18 protein-coding genes are annotated in these 18,269 nt (G+C 55.5%); 11 read left to right on the forward strand and 7 right to left on the reverse strand.

Features of this window, described 5'->3' with window-relative positions:
• Window positions 1–159: 159 nt before the first annotated feature.
• Window positions 160–501, reverse strand: coding sequence for a cation transporter dimerization domain-containing protein (locus tag Fuma_RS09380; protein WP_145944078.1), 342 nt, complete (start codon window positions 499–501; stop codon window positions 160–162).
• 306 nt (window positions 502–807) lie between these two features.
• Here Fuma_RS09380 and Fuma_RS09385 point away from each other — a divergent pair, with 306 nt between their 5' ends.
• The gene (locus tag Fuma_RS09385; protein ID WP_077023902.1) at window positions 808–1,281 is read left to right on the forward strand and encodes an MgtC/SapB family protein; all 474 of its coding nucleotides are present in this window, start codon (window positions 808–810) and stop codon (window positions 1,279–1,281) included.
• 58 nt (window positions 1,282–1,339) lie between these two features.
• On the opposite strand, the gene Fuma_RS09390 is transcribed toward Fuma_RS09385, so the two are convergent.
• Window positions 1,340–1,696 carry a hypothetical protein gene (locus tag Fuma_RS09390; protein WP_077023903.1) on the reverse strand — a complete coding sequence of 119 codons (357 nt, stop codon included), beginning with the start codon at window positions 1,694–1,696 and terminating at the stop codon, window positions 1,340–1,342.
• Between the two features lie 347 nt (window positions 1,697–2,043).
• Between Fuma_RS09390 and Fuma_RS09405 the strand changes: the two genes are divergently transcribed.
• Window positions 2,044–3,336 (forward strand): mechanosensitive ion channel domain-containing protein, encoded by a 1,293-nt coding sequence (locus Fuma_RS09405; RefSeq protein ID WP_083731924.1) that lies wholly within the window; start codon window positions 2,044–2,046, stop codon window positions 3,334–3,336.
• An 18-nt stretch (window positions 3,337–3,354) separates the two neighbouring features.
• Here Fuma_RS09405 and Fuma_RS09410 read toward each other — a convergent pair whose 3' ends face one another.
• From Fuma_RS09410 to Fuma_RS09420, 3 genes are all read right to left on the reverse strand, one after another.
• Window positions 3,355–4,419 carry a sodium:calcium antiporter gene (locus Fuma_RS09410; RefSeq protein WP_077023905.1) on the reverse strand — a complete coding sequence of 355 codons (1,065 nt, stop codon included), beginning with the start codon at window positions 4,417–4,419 and terminating at the stop codon, window positions 3,355–3,357.
• Between the two features lie 9 nt (window positions 4,420–4,428).
• A complete protein-coding gene (locus Fuma_RS09415) occupies window positions 4,429–4,779 on the reverse strand; it encodes an SPW repeat domain-containing protein (RefSeq protein WP_077023906.1) in 351 nt (116 codons plus the stop codon).
• Window positions 4,780–4,890: 111 nt separating this feature from the next.
• Entirely contained in the window at window positions 4,891–5,523 is a 633-nt protein-coding gene (locus Fuma_RS09420) for a vitamin K epoxide reductase family protein (protein WP_077023907.1), read from the reverse strand.
• Between the two features lie 399 nt (window positions 5,524–5,922).
• On the opposite strand from Fuma_RS09420, the gene Fuma_RS09430 reads away from it, so the two are divergent.
• From Fuma_RS09430 to Fuma_RS09445, 4 genes are all read left to right on the forward strand, one after another.
• Window positions 5,923–6,489 (forward strand): type 1 glutamine amidotransferase domain-containing protein, encoded by a 567-nt coding sequence (locus tag Fuma_RS09430; RefSeq protein WP_077023909.1) that lies wholly within the window; start codon window positions 5,923–5,925, stop codon window positions 6,487–6,489.
• Between the two features lie 202 nt (window positions 6,490–6,691).
• On the forward strand, window positions 6,692–8,278 hold the full coding sequence (locus Fuma_RS09435) for a glycoside hydrolase family protein (RefSeq protein WP_077023910.1): 1,587 nt from the start codon (window positions 6,692–6,694) through the stop codon (window positions 8,276–8,278).
• Window positions 8,279–8,509: 231 nt separating this feature from the next.
• A complete protein-coding gene (locus tag Fuma_RS09440; RefSeq protein ID WP_077028199.1) occupies window positions 8,510–9,118 on the forward strand; it encodes a DedA family protein in 609 nt (202 codons plus the stop codon).
• Window positions 9,119–9,278: 160 nt separating this feature from the next.
• A complete protein-coding gene (locus Fuma_RS09445) occupies window positions 9,279–10,070 on the forward strand; it encodes an SDR family oxidoreductase (protein ID WP_077023911.1) in 792 nt (263 codons plus the stop codon).
• Window positions 10,071–10,241: 171 nt separating this feature from the next.
• On the opposite strand, the gene Fuma_RS09450 is transcribed toward Fuma_RS09445, so the two are convergent.
• The gene (locus tag Fuma_RS09450) at window positions 10,242–10,832 is read right to left on the reverse strand and encodes a class I SAM-dependent methyltransferase (RefSeq protein ID WP_083731925.1); all 591 of its coding nucleotides are present in this window, start codon (window positions 10,830–10,832) and stop codon (window positions 10,242–10,244) included.
• A 341-nt stretch (window positions 10,833–11,173) separates the two neighbouring features.
• Window positions 11,174–11,662, reverse strand: coding sequence for a pyridoxamine 5'-phosphate oxidase family protein (locus tag Fuma_RS09455; protein ID WP_077023913.1), 489 nt, complete (start codon window positions 11,660–11,662; stop codon window positions 11,174–11,176).
• Between the two features lie 183 nt (window positions 11,663–11,845).
• Between Fuma_RS09455 and Fuma_RS09460 the strand changes: the two genes are divergently transcribed.
• The 5 genes from Fuma_RS09460 (at window position 11,846) to Fuma_RS09480 (ending at window position 18,109) form a co-directional block, all read left to right on the forward strand.
• Window positions 11,846–12,232 (forward strand): hypothetical protein, encoded by a 387-nt coding sequence (locus Fuma_RS09460; RefSeq protein WP_077023914.1) that lies wholly within the window; start codon window positions 11,846–11,848, stop codon window positions 12,230–12,232.
• A gap of 256 nt (window positions 12,233–12,488) precedes the next feature.
• A complete protein-coding gene (locus tag Fuma_RS09465) occupies window positions 12,489–14,546 on the forward strand; it encodes a catalase (protein WP_077023915.1) in 2,058 nt (685 codons plus the stop codon).
• A gap of 137 nt (window positions 14,547–14,683) precedes the next feature.
• Window positions 14,684–15,472, forward strand: a complete 789-nt coding sequence (locus tag Fuma_RS09470; protein ID WP_077023916.1) for an SDR family NAD(P)-dependent oxidoreductase — start codon at window positions 14,684–14,686, stop codon at window positions 15,470–15,472.
• A gap of 224 nt (window positions 15,473–15,696) precedes the next feature.
• Window positions 15,697–17,070 carry an NAD-dependent succinate-semialdehyde dehydrogenase gene (locus Fuma_RS09475; protein ID WP_077023917.1) on the forward strand — a complete coding sequence of 458 codons (1,374 nt, stop codon included), beginning with the start codon at window positions 15,697–15,699 and terminating at the stop codon, window positions 17,068–17,070.
• Window positions 17,071–17,176: 106 nt separating this feature from the next.
• A complete protein-coding gene (locus tag Fuma_RS09480; RefSeq protein WP_077023918.1) occupies window positions 17,177–18,109 on the forward strand; it encodes a DNA-formamidopyrimidine glycosylase family protein in 933 nt (310 codons plus the stop codon).
• Window positions 18,110–18,269 lie beyond the last annotated feature (160 nt).

Consider the following 18,269-nt stretch of genomic DNA (forward strand, 5'->3'; position numbering starts at 1 on the left):
CGTTACATCCTTTTCCAAAATTCGTGAGGGTGAAATTGAGTGATCGCCCATCGACCGGATCGGTTGGCGAGCCATCACAAAATGCGGCATAAGCGGCGCTGACCTGTAGTAAAGCGCGGACAGATCAGGTCGTCGCAAACTCTATTCCGTTCGCCCGGCTTAACGTTTGTTTGGGGAACAATTCCCGTCCGCAATCATGTCGGCCGAAGCACATCCGCCGTGCGCCGATTCAAACTCGAACTCAAGCGTGGAATGAGTAACGCCGAATTCCTGGCTAAGAATCTGTTTCAGGCGCGCTTTAATGGATTCCAACTGCCCAGCGTCTGTCTGCTGGATTTGTACGTGAGCTTCGAACGCCTGGTGAGCTTCGTACAGTTCCCACAAGTGCACGTGGTGAATGTCTTCCGCACCGTCGATAGCACGTAGCCGATCGATCATCGCTTGCAGGTCGACGTCGTGCGGAGCGCCTTCCATGAGAATTCGCGCGGCTTTGGGCAGCATCGTGATAACCTGCCACAGAACATAACATATGCAGCACATACGCAGCGATTAGCAACGTCAGGGCGGGATCAACCCAGGTCCAGTCCAGCCAGATCACGGCGGCGGATCCGGCCAGCACGGCCAGCACGGCCAGCACGGCCAGCGAGCGGCAGGGAAGCGTGGCTTACCGCAGCGAACGCGTTACTGCGGGGCGCCACTGTTTTCCGTGAGTTCGGTACGAGTACTGCATATTCTGATGTCGGGCAGCACTCGAAATTTCGAAACCGACACATTTGGCAACGCTACTCATAGTGGGCCGCACCGATTATGAACCTCACCACCGAACTCATTGCCTTTGGACCTGTCGCCTTCGCTGGCCTGCTGGGAGGAATCATCGGTCTCGAACGAGAGATGGCTGACAAACCCGCCGGCCTGCGAACACATATCTTTGTCGCATCCGGTGCCGCGCTGCTGGTGCTGCTTGGCGAAAGTTCGATCGACTTCTTCCAACGACAGGGATCAGAATCAGTTGTTGAAGCGGACCCGGTTCGAATCGTGCAGGCGATCGTAATCGGAATCAGCTTTCTGGGAGCCGGCACCATCATTCATCGCGGTGGCAATGAAGTGGAAGGACTCACCACCGCAGCATCCATCTTTCTGACGGCGGGGATCGGCATTGCTGTGGGCGTTGGACGCTATATCCTGGCAACCGAGACCGCCGTGTTCGCAGTCTCGGTTTTGATTGGCGTTCGCTGGCTTGAACGGTACCTGCTGGGAACTAATCCACGAGAAGAAAACTGACGGTCAGCTAACCCCGCGAGAAGCCGAAAAGCTTCAGGTTCACGCGGTGCTGTTGCGGCTAACGCATCAGTTCTGTGACCCATCTACCAAAGTGAGTCACTCGATAGGCCTGGTGCCGTTTGAGAATTTCGTGGATCTCTTCCCGCGAAGCTTTGTCTTTGGCTGGCACGGAAATTACGGTGTTTCCCGCGAGCAACTGCTGCTGAAACTGTTCCATTTCTTCGTCGGTATCGGCAAACCATTTCGCGGACGTATCCACCTCATCCGCTTCGCTCTTCCCTTCCAAAATTCGTATCTGGCGTTCTTCAATGCCGTAATCCGACAGATCGTTGCGAGCAGCGTCCGCGAAGTCTTTGTTCGCAAACACGGCGACGATACGGTTTGTGGGATCTTCCATCACATCCTGGTCATTCATCGTTGATCTTTCTTTGACGCGGGTTCCTGCGATTGCAGAAGTGTAAATTTGCAGTTCACTATGAATGCGAACTCTGTGCCAGATCGCCGCATCCGTAAATCTGCGTGGACCACTTCCGAATAACGCACAACCACTGATCGCTCAGCAACCGGCGTGAAGCCTGCGCGACCAATCAGTTCATCTGGCGGACGCGACGGCGTCGTCAATTATCGGCATGAGATCCATAATGACGTTTCGGGCATGGAGATTGCCCTTCGTCCATTGCGACTACGTGTGTGAAATGCCTTTACGGTGCATGCTCCGCGCGTTGTTACGAACACGCAACACCGTTCGAGAACCAAATACAGATGACGATCAGCAAGATCAGTTTCGCTCTTTTCGTGGCGTTACTCACCATTTCTGCTCATGCCATTCCGATAACAGTCGCCGCGCCTCAAGACGGCGATGCGGCGTCGGAACCTTCGGCGGACGAAGAAAGCGAAAGTCCAGCGGCTGATGACGAAGTCGTCGGGACCGATGAAGATGTTGCTGTAAAGGTTGACGCCGTTGCAGATGACGATGTCATTCAACAGCGTCTGCAAAAGATTTTTGCTGCATCAGACTGGTTCGTCTCGCCGGAAGTGGAAGTCAATGAAGGCATCGTGATTATTTCCGGACGTACGGACACTGACCAAAGACGGAACTGGGCCAGCGATGTCGCTCGACGCACCGAAGACGTGGTCGCCGTAGTCAACAACATCACTGTGTCGCAGAGCGTACGTCTTAGCGAATCGATGGAAACTGTCGGCGCCAGTCTGACGACGTTGTGGACAGAGTTTCTGAAACAGGTGCCGTTAATGGTCGCGGCACTGGCCATTATCCTGCTTACGTGGCTGGTCGCACGTATTGCCGTGTCCGTGGTGAACAAGACAGCAAAACGCAGCCACCTTCGACATGGACTGCAGGATCTACTGCTTCAGCTGACGACCTGCGGTGTCTGGGTAGTCGGGTTGATGGTCGCGGCAATCGTCATGTTTCCCGGCATGACCCCGGCCAAGTTGCTGACAGTGTTGGGGCTTAGTTCGGTCGCAATCGGTTTTGCGTTCAAGGACATCTTTGAAAACTTTTTCGCCGGAGTCCTGATCCTGTGGCGATTCCCCTTCGACAAAGGCGACTTCATCGAATGCGGAGAGGTGAGCGGATGTGTCGAGGATATCACGGTTCGAATGACCAGTATCCGACAGGTCGACGGCCAACTGGTGGTCTTGCCCAACGCCATGCTGTTTAAGCAGCCAGTGTACGTGCTGACCAGCAAAGCGTCTCGGCGAACGACGGTGATCTGTGGCATCGCCTACGACGAAGACGTCGCAACAGCTCGCAAAGTTATTCAGGAAGCCGTCCAGAAGTGCGAATCCGTCGACACCGGCCACGATGTTGAAATCTTTGCTCGCGAGTTCGCGGATTCGAGTATCAACTTTGAAGTCACCTGGTGGACTGGTTCCACTCCGCTGGACGAACGCAAATCGCGAGACGAAGTCGTCGAAAGCGTGAAAGGGTCGCTCGACGATGCGGGAATCGAAATTCCGTTCCCGTATCGCACACTGACTTTCAAAGAGCCACTGACGGTCGCGAACTCAGAAGCCGCATCCAACGACGCGTAAACGTGTCCACCGAAAGCCTTATAGCGTCGAATACACGGCCAGACCCAGCACATAGACCAACAGCACTGCGGCGGAATCTCGTCCCATGCCGAAAATCGTGCGGTCACGGCGTTCGAGAATTCCCCAGAGATAGAGACTCGTCACGACGATTCCAATAGCGGCCAGAAATCCGGTCGACGGGTCCAGCGCATCAAAGATCGCACCTTCGCGGTAAGCGATGTCTGCTGGCAGGAACAACGCGACCTCGAGGCTATTCGTGCCCAGAATGTTGGCCGCTGCCATGCTGTAGGCTCCGAAACGAACGGCTCCCCATGTCGTACTGACTTCAGGAAGACTGGTTGCCAACGCCACGAGAGTGGCTCCCACGATGTTTTGTCCCAGCCCCGATTGTTCGGCAATGGCTTCTCCCGTGCGAGCCACAAAGTAGCCGCCGACAAGGACTCCCGCGCACGCCAGACAGAAGAATCCGACCAGAGCCGCCGTGGCTGTGTCGCGATACTTCAGCGTGTGAGCGTCTTTTAAGTCGCGAGCGGATTCTGGTGGCTCCGCAATTTCTCCTCGCGGTTCCCAGCGAGAATCGCCTTCGTATTTGTGAATCACCCACAACGAAAACAGGTACGCCGCGAACAACAGAATTGGCCAGAGCCCCACGCCCGCGAATGAAACCAGCTCACCACTGGAAACGGCCGCCGATGCCAGAGCAATCAAACCGATCAGCATCACGCCAATCATCAGCAGCGACGATTGCGGCGAAAAGAAGGTCAGCGCCCGACCTCGGACCAGCAGTGCATCCACCATCGCCAGCACGGCAATTTGCATGGCGACCCCGCCCAGTAGATTCGTGCCCGCCAGTTTTGCCGCCCCGGATGACGCCGCAGTCAGCGTCGTGGCGATTTCGGGAAGACTGGTCGCCCCGCCCAGCAATAACGCTCCAGCAAACGCTTTGCCCAGCCCGGTGCGGTCTGCGAACAAGTCGACGTGGGCGCTGAGTTTCGTTCCGGCCGACCAAACGCCGATCGCTCCGATTGCGAAGATCAGCGCGTTCAGCCAGATCGCGTTTTCGGTGAATTGCAGAATGGACATAGGGAGCAATCACGTTAAGTCTGCAGAGTTCGCTCGCCACGCTTTCGGTGGATCAGATGCGTCGTTGGGGATAATGGCAATCATCAACAGAAACAATCCAACAACGATGTGATTCTGATGAACCGGGGCGGGCGGTGTCCCGTCCAACCGCCCATGAACGACAAGACCAATCGCGATGAAAAGGATCAGGACGTGAGCGTACCGAGTCGGCTTCCACCACGATAAACCGGCCAGCGTGCAGATGCTTAGGCCCGTCAGAACGTCCACCCACACCAGCGTGGCGTTGTCTTGAGCTCGAAAGATAAACGGACTCAGCATCAACCAGACGGCGGTCATGATTTCGACAATACGTCCCCACATGAGATCAATTCCTTACAGCGAGTTTCGCGAACTTGTGGCTGCGGAACAACGTTTCGGACTGTGAAGGCTGTTCTACGAGCCCGTGTTGTCAACAACGAAAGGTGAACTGCTTTAGCTGGTCTGTCGCGACAGAAGTGTTTCCGCCGCGTGATCCATGGCATCTTCGCGGTAGCCCCAGAAGGCTCGCCACAGAGTTCGTTTGCTGCCGGTTTCTTTCCAGACAATCGATAGATACTTCAGCGACGCTCGTACTTCATCCCAGGCCCAGTACACCAAAATCAACGAGATCACCGCCGTCACCAGACACAGAAAGCACCAGTAGCCGATGACTGTGGCCTGCAGCACGACCAGGATGGCACTGACAATGCCCAGCGGAATCACATCGATGCCAAACAGAATCACCAGCCACGGACGATACTGCCATCGGCGAGTTGACCCTGCGAATCCGAGGATCGCATCACCCAGATAGGCGAGTACTCCCAAGGCAGCATCGTGGATGCCGAGAATCGCATACATCTTTTTTGCAGCCGATGACTTCAGCACTTTGTCGCTGTCTTCGCCGAACACGGGATCCCAGACTGTTTCGATCAGTCCCCATTGATACAGGGAAAGATGAGCAGAGATGCCTGCAGCAACGAACGCCAGCAGGCAGATAGGAATTCTTTGAGACCACGCTGAAGGATTGTGATGGTATGGCGGGACGTGGCGATTCAAGTCGTCAACTGTGATTGCGTCATTGACCATACTGAAAGTTCCACGGCAAGAAATGAGAATAGAGTTTCACAGCGCCTTCCTGCAAACCTGATTCCAAATTCGTGAGCCGCCCGCAATAAGCGTCGTGCTGCCGTCACGCGGTCGCTGGTTGATCAATCCGCGCGATGTGCGTTCACTGATGAGCACAACCTGCCAGCGGATCCACGAATGCGTGGCGCACTGAAACACGCGGGCGACGCTGAATGGCATTCGCCAACGCCAGGCTGCACGACGCCGCTTACTTCAGCTAAATCAGATCCAGACTTGAAGTTTGGGAACAGGCGACTTTTCCGACATCGCGAGTTCATTGGCACAATGTCTGCAACGGACGTTGGCCACTGAAAATCGGTTGATTTCATTCCCTCAACTTCAATACGGAGACCCCAACAAATGTCAGACAAGAATCTGAACGGTAAAAAAATCGCGTTCCTCGCCACCTGCGGCTTCGAACAGTGTGAGCTCACTCAGCCGTGGGAAGCAGTCAAGAAGGCTGGCGCGACTGTCGAACTGGTGTCGCTCAAGAGCGGCAAGATTCAGGGCATGAATCACGACGAGAAGGCAGACAAGTTCGACGTGGACCGCACCGTCGATCAGGTGAGTGCTGAAGACTACGACGGCCTGGTGTTACCCGGCGGTGTCGCGAATCCGGACACACTTCGAACAAACGACGTGGCCGTTGATTTTGTCCGCGACTTCTTCAAACAGCACAAACCGGTGGCCGCCATCTGCCACGGCCCGTGGACTCTGATCGAAGCCGACGTTGTGCGTGACCGCAAAGTGACGTCCTGGCCAAGCCTGAAGACCGACCTGCAGAATGCAGGAGCGAACTGGGTTGACGAGGAGGTAGTGTGCGACGAAGGTCTCGTCACCAGCCGCTGCCCTGACGACCTGGAAGCATTCTGCTGCAAAGCGGTCGAAGAATTTGCCGAAGGCAAGCACGCCGAACAGGTAGCGTAGGCGCTGTTGCCATTCGACGTGTTCATGGCCGGGGTTGGGCAAGCCGTCGAAAACCCCGGCCACAACGTCATCGGCAACGGTACAATTGGCCCTGGGCTTGGCGCGTAGGAGGGCGGTGGCATGAAACACCGGGTTACTGCGGGCGATGGGATCAGCGTCGCAATGGCTGAACAGCAACTGAATAGCACCGCAGGACAGTTTTATGTTTTCAGAATCGACGTGGAGTCGCAAGACCATCGGCGATGTCGATGTTGTGTATCACGAAGGTCTTTACCACCTTTTTCATTTGGTCCTGCCAAACCATGACTTTATCGCTCATGCCATCAGCGATAACGGGCTGAACTGGAGACGAATTGATAACGCGCTGTTTATTGATGATCCGGGTAGCTGGGACGACCTGATGCTATGGACGATGCACGTGACGCCTGATCCTCATCAAGCCGGACACTGGCGAATGTTCTACACCGGTCTTTCACGCCGAGACCAAGGCCTAAAACAGCGGATTGGTATGGCGACCAGCAGCGACCTTTACCGTTGGAAGAAGTCGCCCGTTCATTGGGTCGACGGGCGAGGAAAAACAGATCCGGAACGCATCAAGCGGGCTCGCGAAAAACTGCCAAACGGCAAGGCCAGTCGCACGCGATCACCCGTCGACATGAAAAGCTGCTTTCCGGTTTCACCTGATGACGAATTTTACGAAGCGGACGTGGAAGGCGAACGCCGCTGGATCAGCTTCCGTGACCCATTCTACTTTCACGAAGGCGATCGCGGTTGGCTACTGGCGGCGGCAAGAACCAAGGACGGCCCTTTGGTGCGGCGCGGCTGCGTTGCGTCGATGGAAGAAGTGGAACCAAATCACTTTGAAGCCCAGCCACCTTTGTTTGCGCCGCAGTTGTACGACGACATCGAGGTGCCGAATTTATTGAAGATCGAGGAGGACTACTACTTGATTGGCAGCTTGCGTGAAGATGCCAAAATTCGCTACTGGCACACAAGTGATATTAAGAAGCCGTGGAAAAACTATCACGACAATGTGCTATTGGCAAAAGGCAACTATGCAGGTCGAGTGTGCCGAGACGACAACGGAATCCTGCTGTGGAATTTTTTTACGCGGTCGCTGGATGATCGCACCGTAAATAATCTTATGCCGCCGCCGAAGCGATTGGTGCGGCGGAGTAACGGTCAACTACAGGTCAGGTCGTTTGAAGCGTTTGACGACCGTGTCGTGGGTGAACTGGAGACTCAATGTATTCGGACACTTAAGCAATCTCGCCAGCAGGACCATTGCCGCACGGACGATGGGTCAATACGTCTGACCAGCGAAGCCGGCTTCCAGGCGTTTGCGTTCGATCAACCAATCGACAGTTTCAGCATGCAGGCGCGACTGACTCTCTCTGGCGCGGGGAAGTGCGGATTGCTGTTCCGAGTCGACGAGGCTTCGCATGATGGCTACTACATTTCTCTGGACCTGGCCAAGGGGATTGCTCAGATTCGTTCGTGGGGCACCGGCCCGCCAGGCTCGGGTGAACACATGCTGGAGTTCGATTCTCTGCAGGCAGGTTTCTGGCACACTGAAAATTGCCGGGAGATTGACATTCGATTGATATCGTTCGGCAGCTACCACGAATTGTCGATCGGTGACGGCGTTGTGCTGTCGCTGGCCGACGCAAAATTCACCAAGGGGCTGCTCGGCATCTACGTGGAAACAGCAGACCTGCTCGTTCACGATCTGAAAGTGGAACGCCTGGAACCGCCAACTCAAACAGACGAACACCTGACGACAGGCTAATCACGGCGGGTCGGTGGGCGATGGTGTTTCAGAATGATGTATGCAAATAACAGGCGCTTAGGAAGGGTGCTCAGCTAGAGCAGTTTCTCTTTTGTTATGGACAGTTCGGGATCGTGAGAAACTGGCCTCACCGCCCGAACCACCGATTCCGCGACCAGAAGTCAGCGAGTTTCACTGTAGGTGAGCGAGAAACAGGCCGCTGCGAGCTATCGCACGGGACAATTCAATAACATGGATGAACTCATCAAAAACTTTCTGGAAGACTTCGGTGCCGTCGGTATTGCCATACTGATGCTGGTGGAGAATATTTTTCCGCCGCTGCCGTCCGAAGTGGTCATGCCGTGGGCTGGGTATGCGGTTAGCCAAGGACGCATCTCTGCCGTCGCCGCAGTGTTGGCGGGCAGTGTGGGTTCATTCGCCGGAGCCATGTTCTGGTACTTTGTGGGAAAGCGAATCGGAAAAGACAGACTATTGCGATGGGTGAAAGGTCATGGTGCATGGCTGACACTGACCACCGGCGACATCGAACGCACAGATGACTGGTTCGATCGCTGGGGCGGATGGGCCGTGCTGTTTTGCCGGATGGTCCCTGGAATTCGAACATTCATCAGCGTGCCAGCGGGCTTCGCAGAAATGGAAATCACTCGCTTCAGTATCTGCACGGCCATCGGGACCGTTCTATGGACGGCGCTGCTTACAGGTGCCGGCTGGTGGCTGGCCGATCAACATGGCAGCCTTGCCAAACCGCTTAGCTGGGTCAGCTGGATTGTGATCGGAGGCCTGTTCCTGAGCTGGCTGTGGCGACTGCTACGCCAACAGCGCAGCGTGGCTCAAAATTGATCGGCGCGGCTTTTGCAATCACCTGCGTCGCGGCCGCTCGCTGAAATGCCGTGAGCTAAGTGCAACGGTTACTTAATTTGCCCTTGCGCGTCTTGAATGAATTTCCGAATCCAGACCACCGTCAGTGCCTTCACGGCCTGGTGATCGACAGGAGACCAGCATGCAGATTTCATTAAACGGTAAAGTTGCCTGGGTGACCGGTGGTAGTTCTGGTGTTGGAAAGGCCATCGCCTTGGAAGCAGCTCGCTGTGGGGCGAAAGTAGCGATCACAGCGTTGAAGCAGGACAAGCTGAACTCGGTTGTAGACGAAATCCAGCAGCTTGGCACAGAAGCGATGGCGACGGTCGCTGACGTCAGTCAACCGGACCAGGTCAGGGACTCCGTCGAAGCGATCATTAACCGCTTCGGACGCATTGACTGTGTTTACGCTAACGCAGGGACAAACGGCAAGTGGGCTCCGCTGGAAGACATCGGTCCAGATGAATGGGCTCAAACCATCGCCGTGAACCTGACTGGCACGTACCACACCGTTCACTTTGCGTTGGCGCATCTACGCAAGGCGGGCGGCGGCAGCATTGTGATTACATCGTCAGTCAACGGGACCCGCATGTTCAGCAATGAGGGCGCGTCCGCATACGCATCAAGCAAAGCAGGGCAACTGGCGCTGGGACAAATGTTGGCTCTGGAACTGGCCCCTTCCAAAATCCGCGTCAACGTGATCTGTCCTGGGGCCATCACCAGCCACATCCACGAAAGGACCGAGAAAGAAAATCTGGACGATATTGAAACGCCCGTAATCTTCCCCGACGGAAAGATTCCTCTGACGTCCGGAAAGATGGGAGAAGCTCAACAGGTCGCAAACCTCGCCGTCTTCCTCGCCAGCGACAGTGCGTCGCACATCACGGGGACACCTGTCTGGATCGATGGAGCTCAGTCTTTGCTGCAGGGCTAATGGTGCCCCCCCGGGGTTTCCTTCGCTACGCTAAGTCCGACTCCGGCCACACGTGCCGCTACTGCGTTTCCATTTTTTTGGGGCACCCATTCAGACGCTTCGGCGAGGCTTGGCCGGACGCCACTTCCACCGACCGCTTCCACTGAACACTGAACACCGCAAACCAACATCTCACCCCGGCTTCGTCCACTGAAACAGTCTCACCGGCGGCAGGTTCCACGGAACCCACGTAATTTCCGGTTCGCCAAAGCGTTTTAATGCGAGCCCATTGATTTCGTCTCGCACCTGATAAGCGACGAATGTTCCACCAGGTGTCAGCGAGTCATAAATTGCTTCGATGATCTGCGTGGCTGGTTCGCGGTCAAGAATCGAAAAGGGAATGCCGGAGACAACGACGTCGACTGGCTTCAAATGATGCGTCTCAACAAGAGATGCCAGCTCACACGCGTCGGCGTGTTCGACAATCAGGCGGTCGTCATTGATGGATTGCAGCACCTCGACAAGATCAGGCAGCAGCTCAATCGCCAGCAGTCTGGCCTGAGGCGACATGGCCTCAAGTAAGTCGCGCGTGACGCCACCGTCGCCGGGGCCGAGTTCCACAATGTGCTTTGCGTTTTGAACGCATGGAAGTCCCGCGAGTTTCCGCGTTAGGAATGCCGAACTGGGGGCCAGCGACGCGATATCGTCCGGGCAACGAACAAACAAGACAACATACCGCCATAAACGAGTGAGTAGATTGGGATAAGCGGTTGTGTCTGACACAGTATGGTTCTTCCCTTAGTCCGCCGAAACTTTTTTGCGGCACTTTGGCCTTATAGGTTGGGTTGGTGTCTGTCCCGCACCTCGAAATTTAGTCAAGCATTCGTGAGTCGCAAGGCGCTCACATATCACGCCCCGAAATCCGTGACGCAGAAACCGATCGCGGCTGGCGATGTGCTGGCACCGGAAGAGCAAACTGCGTGCCCGTTGTGCGGACCTTAGCGCCGCGATTCGCAACTGGATGCCGACAAACTTTTTATGGCGAGCCATGAACGCTCAGCGATCAGGAAGGCCGCTGAACGTCCAAGTGAGATCAAATCCGGGGTGTGATCTCACCCTGTTTGCTACAGCGTGACTTTTTTATTCATCGATTCGCTGGTGTCGGGACGTTCGCCGGACAGATAGGCTTTGCCAGCTTCGAACAGGTATTGGATGCCCTTCAGGCCTGAGTTATCCCAGAACTCGCCTACTGTCGATTCAACCTTCAACAGCACAATGGAAGGATCGTCCTTGCCTTCAGGAAACCAGACCTTCCACGCTTCACTCCACAGCTCTTCGACCTTGTTACGGTCGCGAATGATCTTGCCATGACCGCTTAGCGAAAGAAAACGGCTGCTGTCCTGCATGACGACGCAGACCTGCGGATCAGCTTGAATTTCGTCGACTTTCGCAGCGTCGAAGTCGGTTACAAACCAGACGTTCGAGTTTTCTTCCACCTCGGCGACGGCCATCGGTCGACTGCGAAGTTGCCCGTCGCTTGCTCGAGTGACCAGCATAGCATTGCTGAAGTGAGTGAGTTGAGAATGAAATTGCTCTTGTGCTGACTGAGTCATAATTTGGAATGCCTTCGTTCAGGAGGTTGAGTTGAGTTTACGTTCGCAGTGAACTGTTCTTGACTGTGTTGCAAGTTCCGCGCCGTCCAGCGGCATCACGAGCGAACGCTGTTCGGCTGGCCACGATTGGAGTGCTGGCTACAACCACCTAACTGTGCCCTCACTTCACTAAAGAACACTCCCATGAACGCTCAACAAATCTACCTCAGCATCGTCGGCCTGCTCTACCTTGGCCTTGGCATTTGGTGCAGTGTCTCGCCCCAGGAAACGTCGACCAAAGTGGGCTTCCAACTCGTGGGCGGCTCCGGTCGGTCTGAGTTTCTAACCGTGTACGGAGGCCTGGAATTCGGCATCGGGCTGTTGTTGCTGCTGCCGCTCGTTCGCTCAACAGCAACGGAGCCAGTAATGATCGGATGCATCCTGATCCACGGCTCATTAGTGGCCTTCCGCACCGCCGGTTTCCTGATGTTTGCAGACATCGGTTCGATGACCGTCAAGCTGGCTGTGGGTGAGTGGGTCATCCTGCTGGCTGGTCTGGCTGCCTGGTGGTTCCGACCCATTTCAAATTAATCGAATGCGATTGGCATGAGGACTGCATGAGTCGGCGTGGCGTCAACGACCAGTGGGCATGCGGAGGCACCTCAGCGGACGCTCGCAGCACAAGATGCATGGCTGCGAACTATAGCAGTCCGCATAAGCATTTGAATCTGTCACAGGGCAGCGGGCGGGATTCGAATCCAATGCTCTGCCTTGAAACCTTTCCCCTCGAAAACTTTAACTACTGAACACGGCTGCAAGCACGCTGCTTGCAGCTACGGAGGAACACATGTCGAAATCACAATCTCACGGCAACGGCGGCGAAACTCACCAGACCACGAGCGACGCAGACAAAACCCTGACCACCAATCAGGGGCTTCCGATCTCGGATGATCAGAATACTTTGACCGTCGGTCCGCGAGGTCCGCAGTTGCTGGAAGACTTTGTGATGCGTGAGAAGATCACGCACTTCGACCACGAGCGGATTCCGGAAAGAGTGGTGCACGCACGCGGCTACGGTGTTCATGGTTACTTCGAAGCGTACGACGGGAATTCAAAACTGACGGAGGCGGCCTTCCTTCAACCCAACACGACAACACCCGTGTTCTGCCGCTTCTCAACGGTGGCGGGCAGCAAGGGATCACCAGACACAGCTCGTGACGTCCGAGGCTTCGCGGTCAAGTTTTATACTCAGCAAGGCAACTACGACCTTGTCGGCAACAACATGCCTGTGTTCTTCATTCAGGATGCAATCAAGTTTCCGGACTTAATTCACAGCGTAAAGCCAGCGCCGGATCGAGACTTCCCGCAGGCACAATCGGCTCACGATTCCTTCTGGGATTTCGTGTCGCTCAATCCGGAATCGATGCATATGCTCATGTGGGTCATGTCTGATCGCGCGATTCCTCGATCTTTGCGTATGATGGAAGGATTCGGGGTCCACACATTCCGCATGATCAACGATGCCGGTGAATCGACCTTCGTCAAGTTTCACTGGCGGCCAAAGCTGGGAACCTTCTCATTGATCTGGGACGAAGCCGTAAAGGTGTCCGGAGCCGACCCTGACTTCCACCGTCGTGATATGTGGAATGCGATCGATGCGGGCGACTTCCCCGAGTGGGAACTGTCCGTCCAGGCATTCTCAGAAGAAGAGGCTGAAGCGTTCGACTTCGATGTGTTAGACCCAACGAAACTCATTCCGGAAGAACTGGTGCCGCTGACGCCGATTGGCAAAATGGTGCTCAACGATAACGTGAAGAACTTCTTCGCTGAGACGGAACAGGTGGCGTTTTGTCCGTCGCACATTGTGCCAGGCATCGACTTTTCGAACGATCCGCTCTTGCAGGGGCGACTGTTTTCGTACCTGGACACGCAGCTGTCGCGACTCGGCAGTCCGAACTTTCATCAAATTCCCATCAACGCACCGAAGTGCCCGTTCGCCAACTTTCAGCGAGACGGGCACATGCAGATGGAGGTCCCAACCGGCAGGGCCGCGTACGAAGCCAATTCGCTCGACGACGGCAGCCCTCGCGAAAACCCGGAGATCGGTTTCACCAGCCACGCGTCGGCGGAGAGCGGCAAGAAGCTTCGAATCCGGCCGGAAAGCTTCGCCGATCACTATTCGCAGGCACTCATGTTTTGGAAGTCGATGACGGAACCCGAGCAGCGGCACATTGTCGGTGGGTTCGCCTTCGAATTGGGGAAATGCAAAGAGCTAAATATCCGCAAACGCATGCTGGGGCATCTACACAACGTCGACAAGGATCTGGCCAATCAGGTGGCACAGGCTCTGGGTATGGAAGGCGAAGCGGATAAGATTTCACCAGCAGTACCAGTGCGTGATGTAAAACCTTCGAAACCACTCTCGCAATACGCCTCAGCCCCTGAAACTCTTCAGGGCAAGAAGATCGGGCTGCTGGTTACCAACACGGTTGATGATGACTTCTATTCTGCGGCGATGGAGGCAGCCAAAGAAGAAGGAGCGATGTTGGAAGTGATTGCTTTGAAAGCAGGGCCGATGCAGACGACGGACGGCAAGGATATCCAACCGGATCACTTTCTGGCCGGTGCTCCCTCCGTACTGTTCGACTGCGTCTTGCTCGCGCCAATGGAAGAAGACATGGAGATGCTGCTGTCTCAAGCCGCCGCAATCGATTGGGTCCGCGACGCATTTAGTCACTTGAAAGTGATCGGCTACAACGAAGCGGCTGAAGCCCTGATCGAACGGAGCTGCAGCGACGCCAAAGACGATCCTGGAGTCGTATTCGTGGAGGACTGTGACTTCACCAGCTTTGTGAAAAAGGCCAAGCAACACCGCATCTGGCAACGAGAACCATCACTCCGCTAGGCCAAGACGCTTCAGCAAACGATGGCGCGGGGGCGTTGGGTCGCTAAGGAGAACGGGAAATGCGCCGGTGCGAGTTCACCGGCGTTTTGTTCTCATCGTGGCGGCAGGTAACGTCTTCAACCACCGAAAGGAATACAATGAATTTGGGACTTAACGGCAAGCTGGCACTGGTGACGGGATCAACGTCCGGCATCGGCAAAGCGATTGCAAAAACGTTGGCAGCGGAAGGTGCTCAGGTCGTGATCAACGGCCGCAGCCAGAAATCTGTCGATGCTGCACTAAACGATCTACAACTTGGCGACCGGGCTATCGGAGTCCCAGCCGACCTCGGCACCGCGGAAGGCTGTGCGACGCTGATCGAAAAAACGAATGCGCATGGAACGATCGATATCCTGATCAACAACGCTGGGATCTTTCAACCACAGGAATTTTCAGCGATCAGTGACGACGACTGGCAACGGTTCTACGACGTGAATGTGATGAGCGGCATTCGACTCTCGCGAGCCTTGATGGAACCCATGAAGCAGCAGGGCTGGGGAAGGATCGTATTCATTTCCAGTGAATCAGCGATCAATATCCCTGTCGAAATGATCCACTACGGCATGACAAAGACCGCACAACTGGCAGTCTCACGCGGCCTGGCAAAAACACTGAAGGCCACAGGTGTCACCGTCAACTGCGTGTTGCCGGGGCCAACGTGGAGCGAAGGGGTTGAGCAATTCGTGAAGGATGTTGCAGGGGATAGTGACCTCGCGAAAACTAAGGAAGCATTCTTCAAAGAGAATCGGCCATCGTCGCTGATCCAACGGTTTGCAGACGTGAACGAAGTCGCAGCAACGGTGGCATTCTTGTGCAGTCAACAGGCGGCTGCCACCACCGGGTCTGCTGTGCGCTGCGACGGCGGCATCGTGGACACCTGCTTCTGACGAGTCCGCTGCGCAACGATAGTCACAACAATGCGGGAACGCCCTGACGCCCATGCGACCTGACTGATCGGCCAACTACCACGCACCCGGTGGCCTGCGTCTTCACGCGGGTCCTGCTTCAAGGCGTTTTTGCTTTGTCGGCTGGATCGGACAATTGGCACGGTTGCTGCAACCGCAGTTGCGCATCTTTGAATTCACGCACCCCGATCAATACGGAAAGTCCCATGAGTATCACGAGCATCAATCCGGCCACCGGCGAAACGTTGAAGACCTACGAACCGCTCACGAAAGAGCAGACCATGGATAAGGTCGCGGCAGCTCAGAAAGCCTTCGCAGACTGGCAGGAAACCACGTTCGACCACCGTAAGAGCATTCTGCTGACGTTCGCAAAGGCCCTGCGGGAGCGGACCGACGAGTGTGCAAAGCTGATCACGGTCGAGATGGGCAAGCGAATCGCGGAAGCTCGCAAAGAAATTCTGTTCTGTGCGGAAATCACTGAGTTCTACGCCAACGGTGCGGAAGAATTCCTGGCGAATCAGCCAATGGATACAGACGACGCGGAGGCGTACATTCAGTACGCACCGATCGGTGTTCTGATGGGTGTTATGCCGTGGAACTTTCCGTTTTATCAGGTCGTCCGCTATGCGATGCCGAACATAATGGCGGGCAACACGGTGCTGGTGAAACACGCTGGCAATGTGCCTCAATGTGCCGAAAAGATTCAGAATCTCTTTGACGAAAGTGGACTGCCGGAAGGTGTGTTTACAAACTTGCTGATTCCCACTGAGTTTGTGGAAACCATTATTGAGGATGATCGCATTCAAGGCGTGTCGCTCACCGGCAGCGAACGCGCAGGAGCTGCCGTAGCCGCTGCCGCGGGAAAGAACCTAAAACGATCCGTTCTGGAACTCGGTGGCAACGACCCGTTTATCGTGCTGGAAGATGCTGACCTCGACGCCGTTGTCGAAATGGCGGTGAAGGGCCGAATGGTAAATACGGGGCAGAGTTGCGTCGCCGCCAAACGCTTCATTGTCGTTGAATCTTTGGCTGACGATTTTCTGTCGGCGTTCAAGTCGAAGCTCGCAGACATGAAGCTCGGCGATCCTATCGACGAAGACACCGAAGTCGGGCCGCTTTCCACGGAGTCTGCTGCAGACAACCTGGACAAGCAGGTTCAATCCGCTATCAACGCCGGAGCGACCGTGGTGCTGGGTGGTGACCGGCCAGACTGCAAAGGTGCCTTCTTCAATCCGACGATTCTCACTGACGTCACACCGGATATGCCGACGTACGATCAGGAATTGTTTGGGCCTGTTGCTACCGTTTACGTAGTGAAAGACGAAGCCGCTGCCATCAAACTGGCGAACGATTCTTCCTACGGATTAGGCGGTTCGGTGTACACGAAAGATATCGAACGAGGTCGGAAAGTGGCTGAACAGATCGATACCGGTATGATGTTTATCAACCAGCCAACTCAGTCTCAGGCGGACCTCCCGTTTGGAGGAACGAAGAATTCCGGCTACGGTCGCGAACTTTCGCATCTCGGCATTCTTGAATTCGTCAACAAGAAGCTAATTCACACAGGCTCAAGGTCTTAGTCCGTGAACTCAATCTGCCAGCAGCAGCCACCCGCGTGCGTGAAAGTTATGTCTGGCACATTGTGGGAAACAGGCCCGTCCGTTATGTCGCTTCACAGGAACACCGATGCCCGAAGGTGACACACTTCGACGACTCGCCGACATGCTGGCAGCGCGATTCGTTGGCCAGGAGGTCGTCGGGAACCTGTTTCGACACCCGCGATATTCCACGTCGGATTTCACCGGTGCGACGCTCACGAGTGTTGATTCGCGTGGCAAACATTTGTTGATGAGATTCTCGAATGGGTACACGGTCCACGTCCATCTTCGGATGACGGGAGCCGTCTACCCGCGTTTCCCGAGAGAAATCCGTGCTCATCGCCGCAAGTTCGAAATTGAGATGACAGATGGATGGATCGTGGCTGTCGACATCCCAATTCTCGGCATCATGCGGACGAAAGACGAACGCCATGCGGTTGGCCACTTAGGGCCCGACATCTGCGGTCACTATGACCACGACCTCGCCATACAGCAGCTTTCGTCCGCCGGAGATGTTCCAATTTCGCAGGCAATGCTGGATCAGCGCGTGGTTGCAGGGTTCGGAAATATCTACGCCGTGGAAACCCCCTTCATCACCGGCATCAATCCGAACACATTCGTCAGTTCGCTTTCCAATGTCGAAGCTCTGTTGTCGATTGGTGTGGGGCTGATACGCACGAATGCTCGCCGAGGTCCTCAGAACACGACCGGGCGAAATATTCACCTCACGAATCACTGGGTACTAAGCAGCGAGATCAGACGCTGCAAGGTCTGCGGAAGCGATCTGGTGAAACGCAGCGGTCGCGAAACCGCGTGGACCCGCCGCACGTCCTGGTGTGAACAATGCCAGCCACTCACCAACACAGAAGTTGACCTCACCCGCGCGGCGAAATTGTTGGCCGGGCACCCTTGCCGAAAGATCGTCGACCTGAAGACAGGCAAGCTGCTTGTCCCCGTGAATGAACCGGTTGTTGCCGCCGCGTTGCGCACAAATGAAGGTGGCATGAAGAGGTCTCGATAGCTGCCGCCTAAACCACGAAATGGGTCCCTGTAGAACGGGGAGCGATGCAACAGTGAGGCACCGAGGTTTCCTTCGCTGCACTCAGTCCAACCCCGGCCACGCTCAACGGAACCGCGTTTCAGATTGGTCGGGAGTTATTTAGGCCGGCCCACCGTCGTCA

It is taken from the genome of Fuerstiella marisgermanici (assembly GCF_001983935.1).
GTDB lineage: Bacteria > Planctomycetota > Planctomycetia > Planctomycetales > Planctomycetaceae > Fuerstiella > Fuerstiella marisgermanici.

Excerpts from the sequence above, each read along its gene's own strand:
- Fuma_RS09380 (WP_145944078.1), bottom strand. The coding sequence starts at position 501 with ATGCTGCCCAAAGCCGCGCGAATTCTCATGGAAGGCGCTCCGCACGAC.
- Fuma_RS09385 (WP_077023902.1), top strand. The coding sequence starts at position 808 with ATGAACCTCACCACCGAACTCATTGCCTTTGGACCTGTCGCCTTCGCT.
- Fuma_RS09390 (WP_077023903.1), bottom strand. The coding sequence starts at position 1,696 with ATGAATGACCAGGATGTGATGGAAGATCCCACAAACCGTATCGTCGCC.
- Fuma_RS09405 (WP_083731924.1), top strand. The coding sequence starts at position 2,044 with ATGACGATCAGCAAGATCAGTTTCGCTCTTTTCGTGGCGTTACTCACC.
- Fuma_RS09410 (WP_077023905.1), bottom strand. The coding sequence starts at position 4,419 with ATGTCCATTCTGCAATTCACCGAAAACGCGATCTGGCTGAACGCGCTG.
- Fuma_RS09415 (WP_077023906.1), bottom strand. The coding sequence starts at position 4,779 with ATGTGGGGACGTATTGTCGAAATCATGACCGCCGTCTGGTTGATGCTG.
- Fuma_RS09420 (WP_077023907.1), bottom strand. The coding sequence starts at position 5,523 with ATGGTCAATGACGCAATCACAGTTGACGACTTGAATCGCCACGTCCCG.
- Fuma_RS09430 (WP_077023909.1), top strand. The coding sequence starts at position 5,923 with ATGTCAGACAAGAATCTGAACGGTAAAAAAATCGCGTTCCTCGCCACC.
- Fuma_RS09435 (WP_077023910.1), top strand. The coding sequence starts at position 6,692 with ATGTTTTCAGAATCGACGTGGAGTCGCAAGACCATCGGCGATGTCGAT.
- Fuma_RS09440 (WP_077028199.1), top strand. The coding sequence starts at position 8,510 with ATGGATGAACTCATCAAAAACTTTCTGGAAGACTTCGGTGCCGTCGGT.
- Fuma_RS09445 (WP_077023911.1), top strand. The coding sequence starts at position 9,279 with ATGCAGATTTCATTAAACGGTAAAGTTGCCTGGGTGACCGGTGGTAGT.
- Fuma_RS09455 (WP_077023913.1), bottom strand. The coding sequence starts at position 11,662 with ATGACTCAGTCAGCACAAGAGCAATTTCATTCTCAACTCACTCACTTC.
- Fuma_RS09460 (WP_077023914.1), top strand. The coding sequence starts at position 11,846 with ATGAACGCTCAACAAATCTACCTCAGCATCGTCGGCCTGCTCTACCTT.
- Fuma_RS09465 (WP_077023915.1), top strand. The coding sequence starts at position 12,489 with ATGTCGAAATCACAATCTCACGGCAACGGCGGCGAAACTCACCAGACC.
- Fuma_RS09470 (WP_077023916.1), top strand. The coding sequence starts at position 14,684 with ATGAATTTGGGACTTAACGGCAAGCTGGCACTGGTGACGGGATCAACG.
- Fuma_RS09475 (WP_077023917.1), top strand. The coding sequence starts at position 15,697 with ATGAGTATCACGAGCATCAATCCGGCCACCGGCGAAACGTTGAAGACC.
- Fuma_RS09480 (WP_077023918.1), top strand. The coding sequence starts at position 17,177 with ATGCCCGAAGGTGACACACTTCGACGACTCGCCGACATGCTGGCAGCG.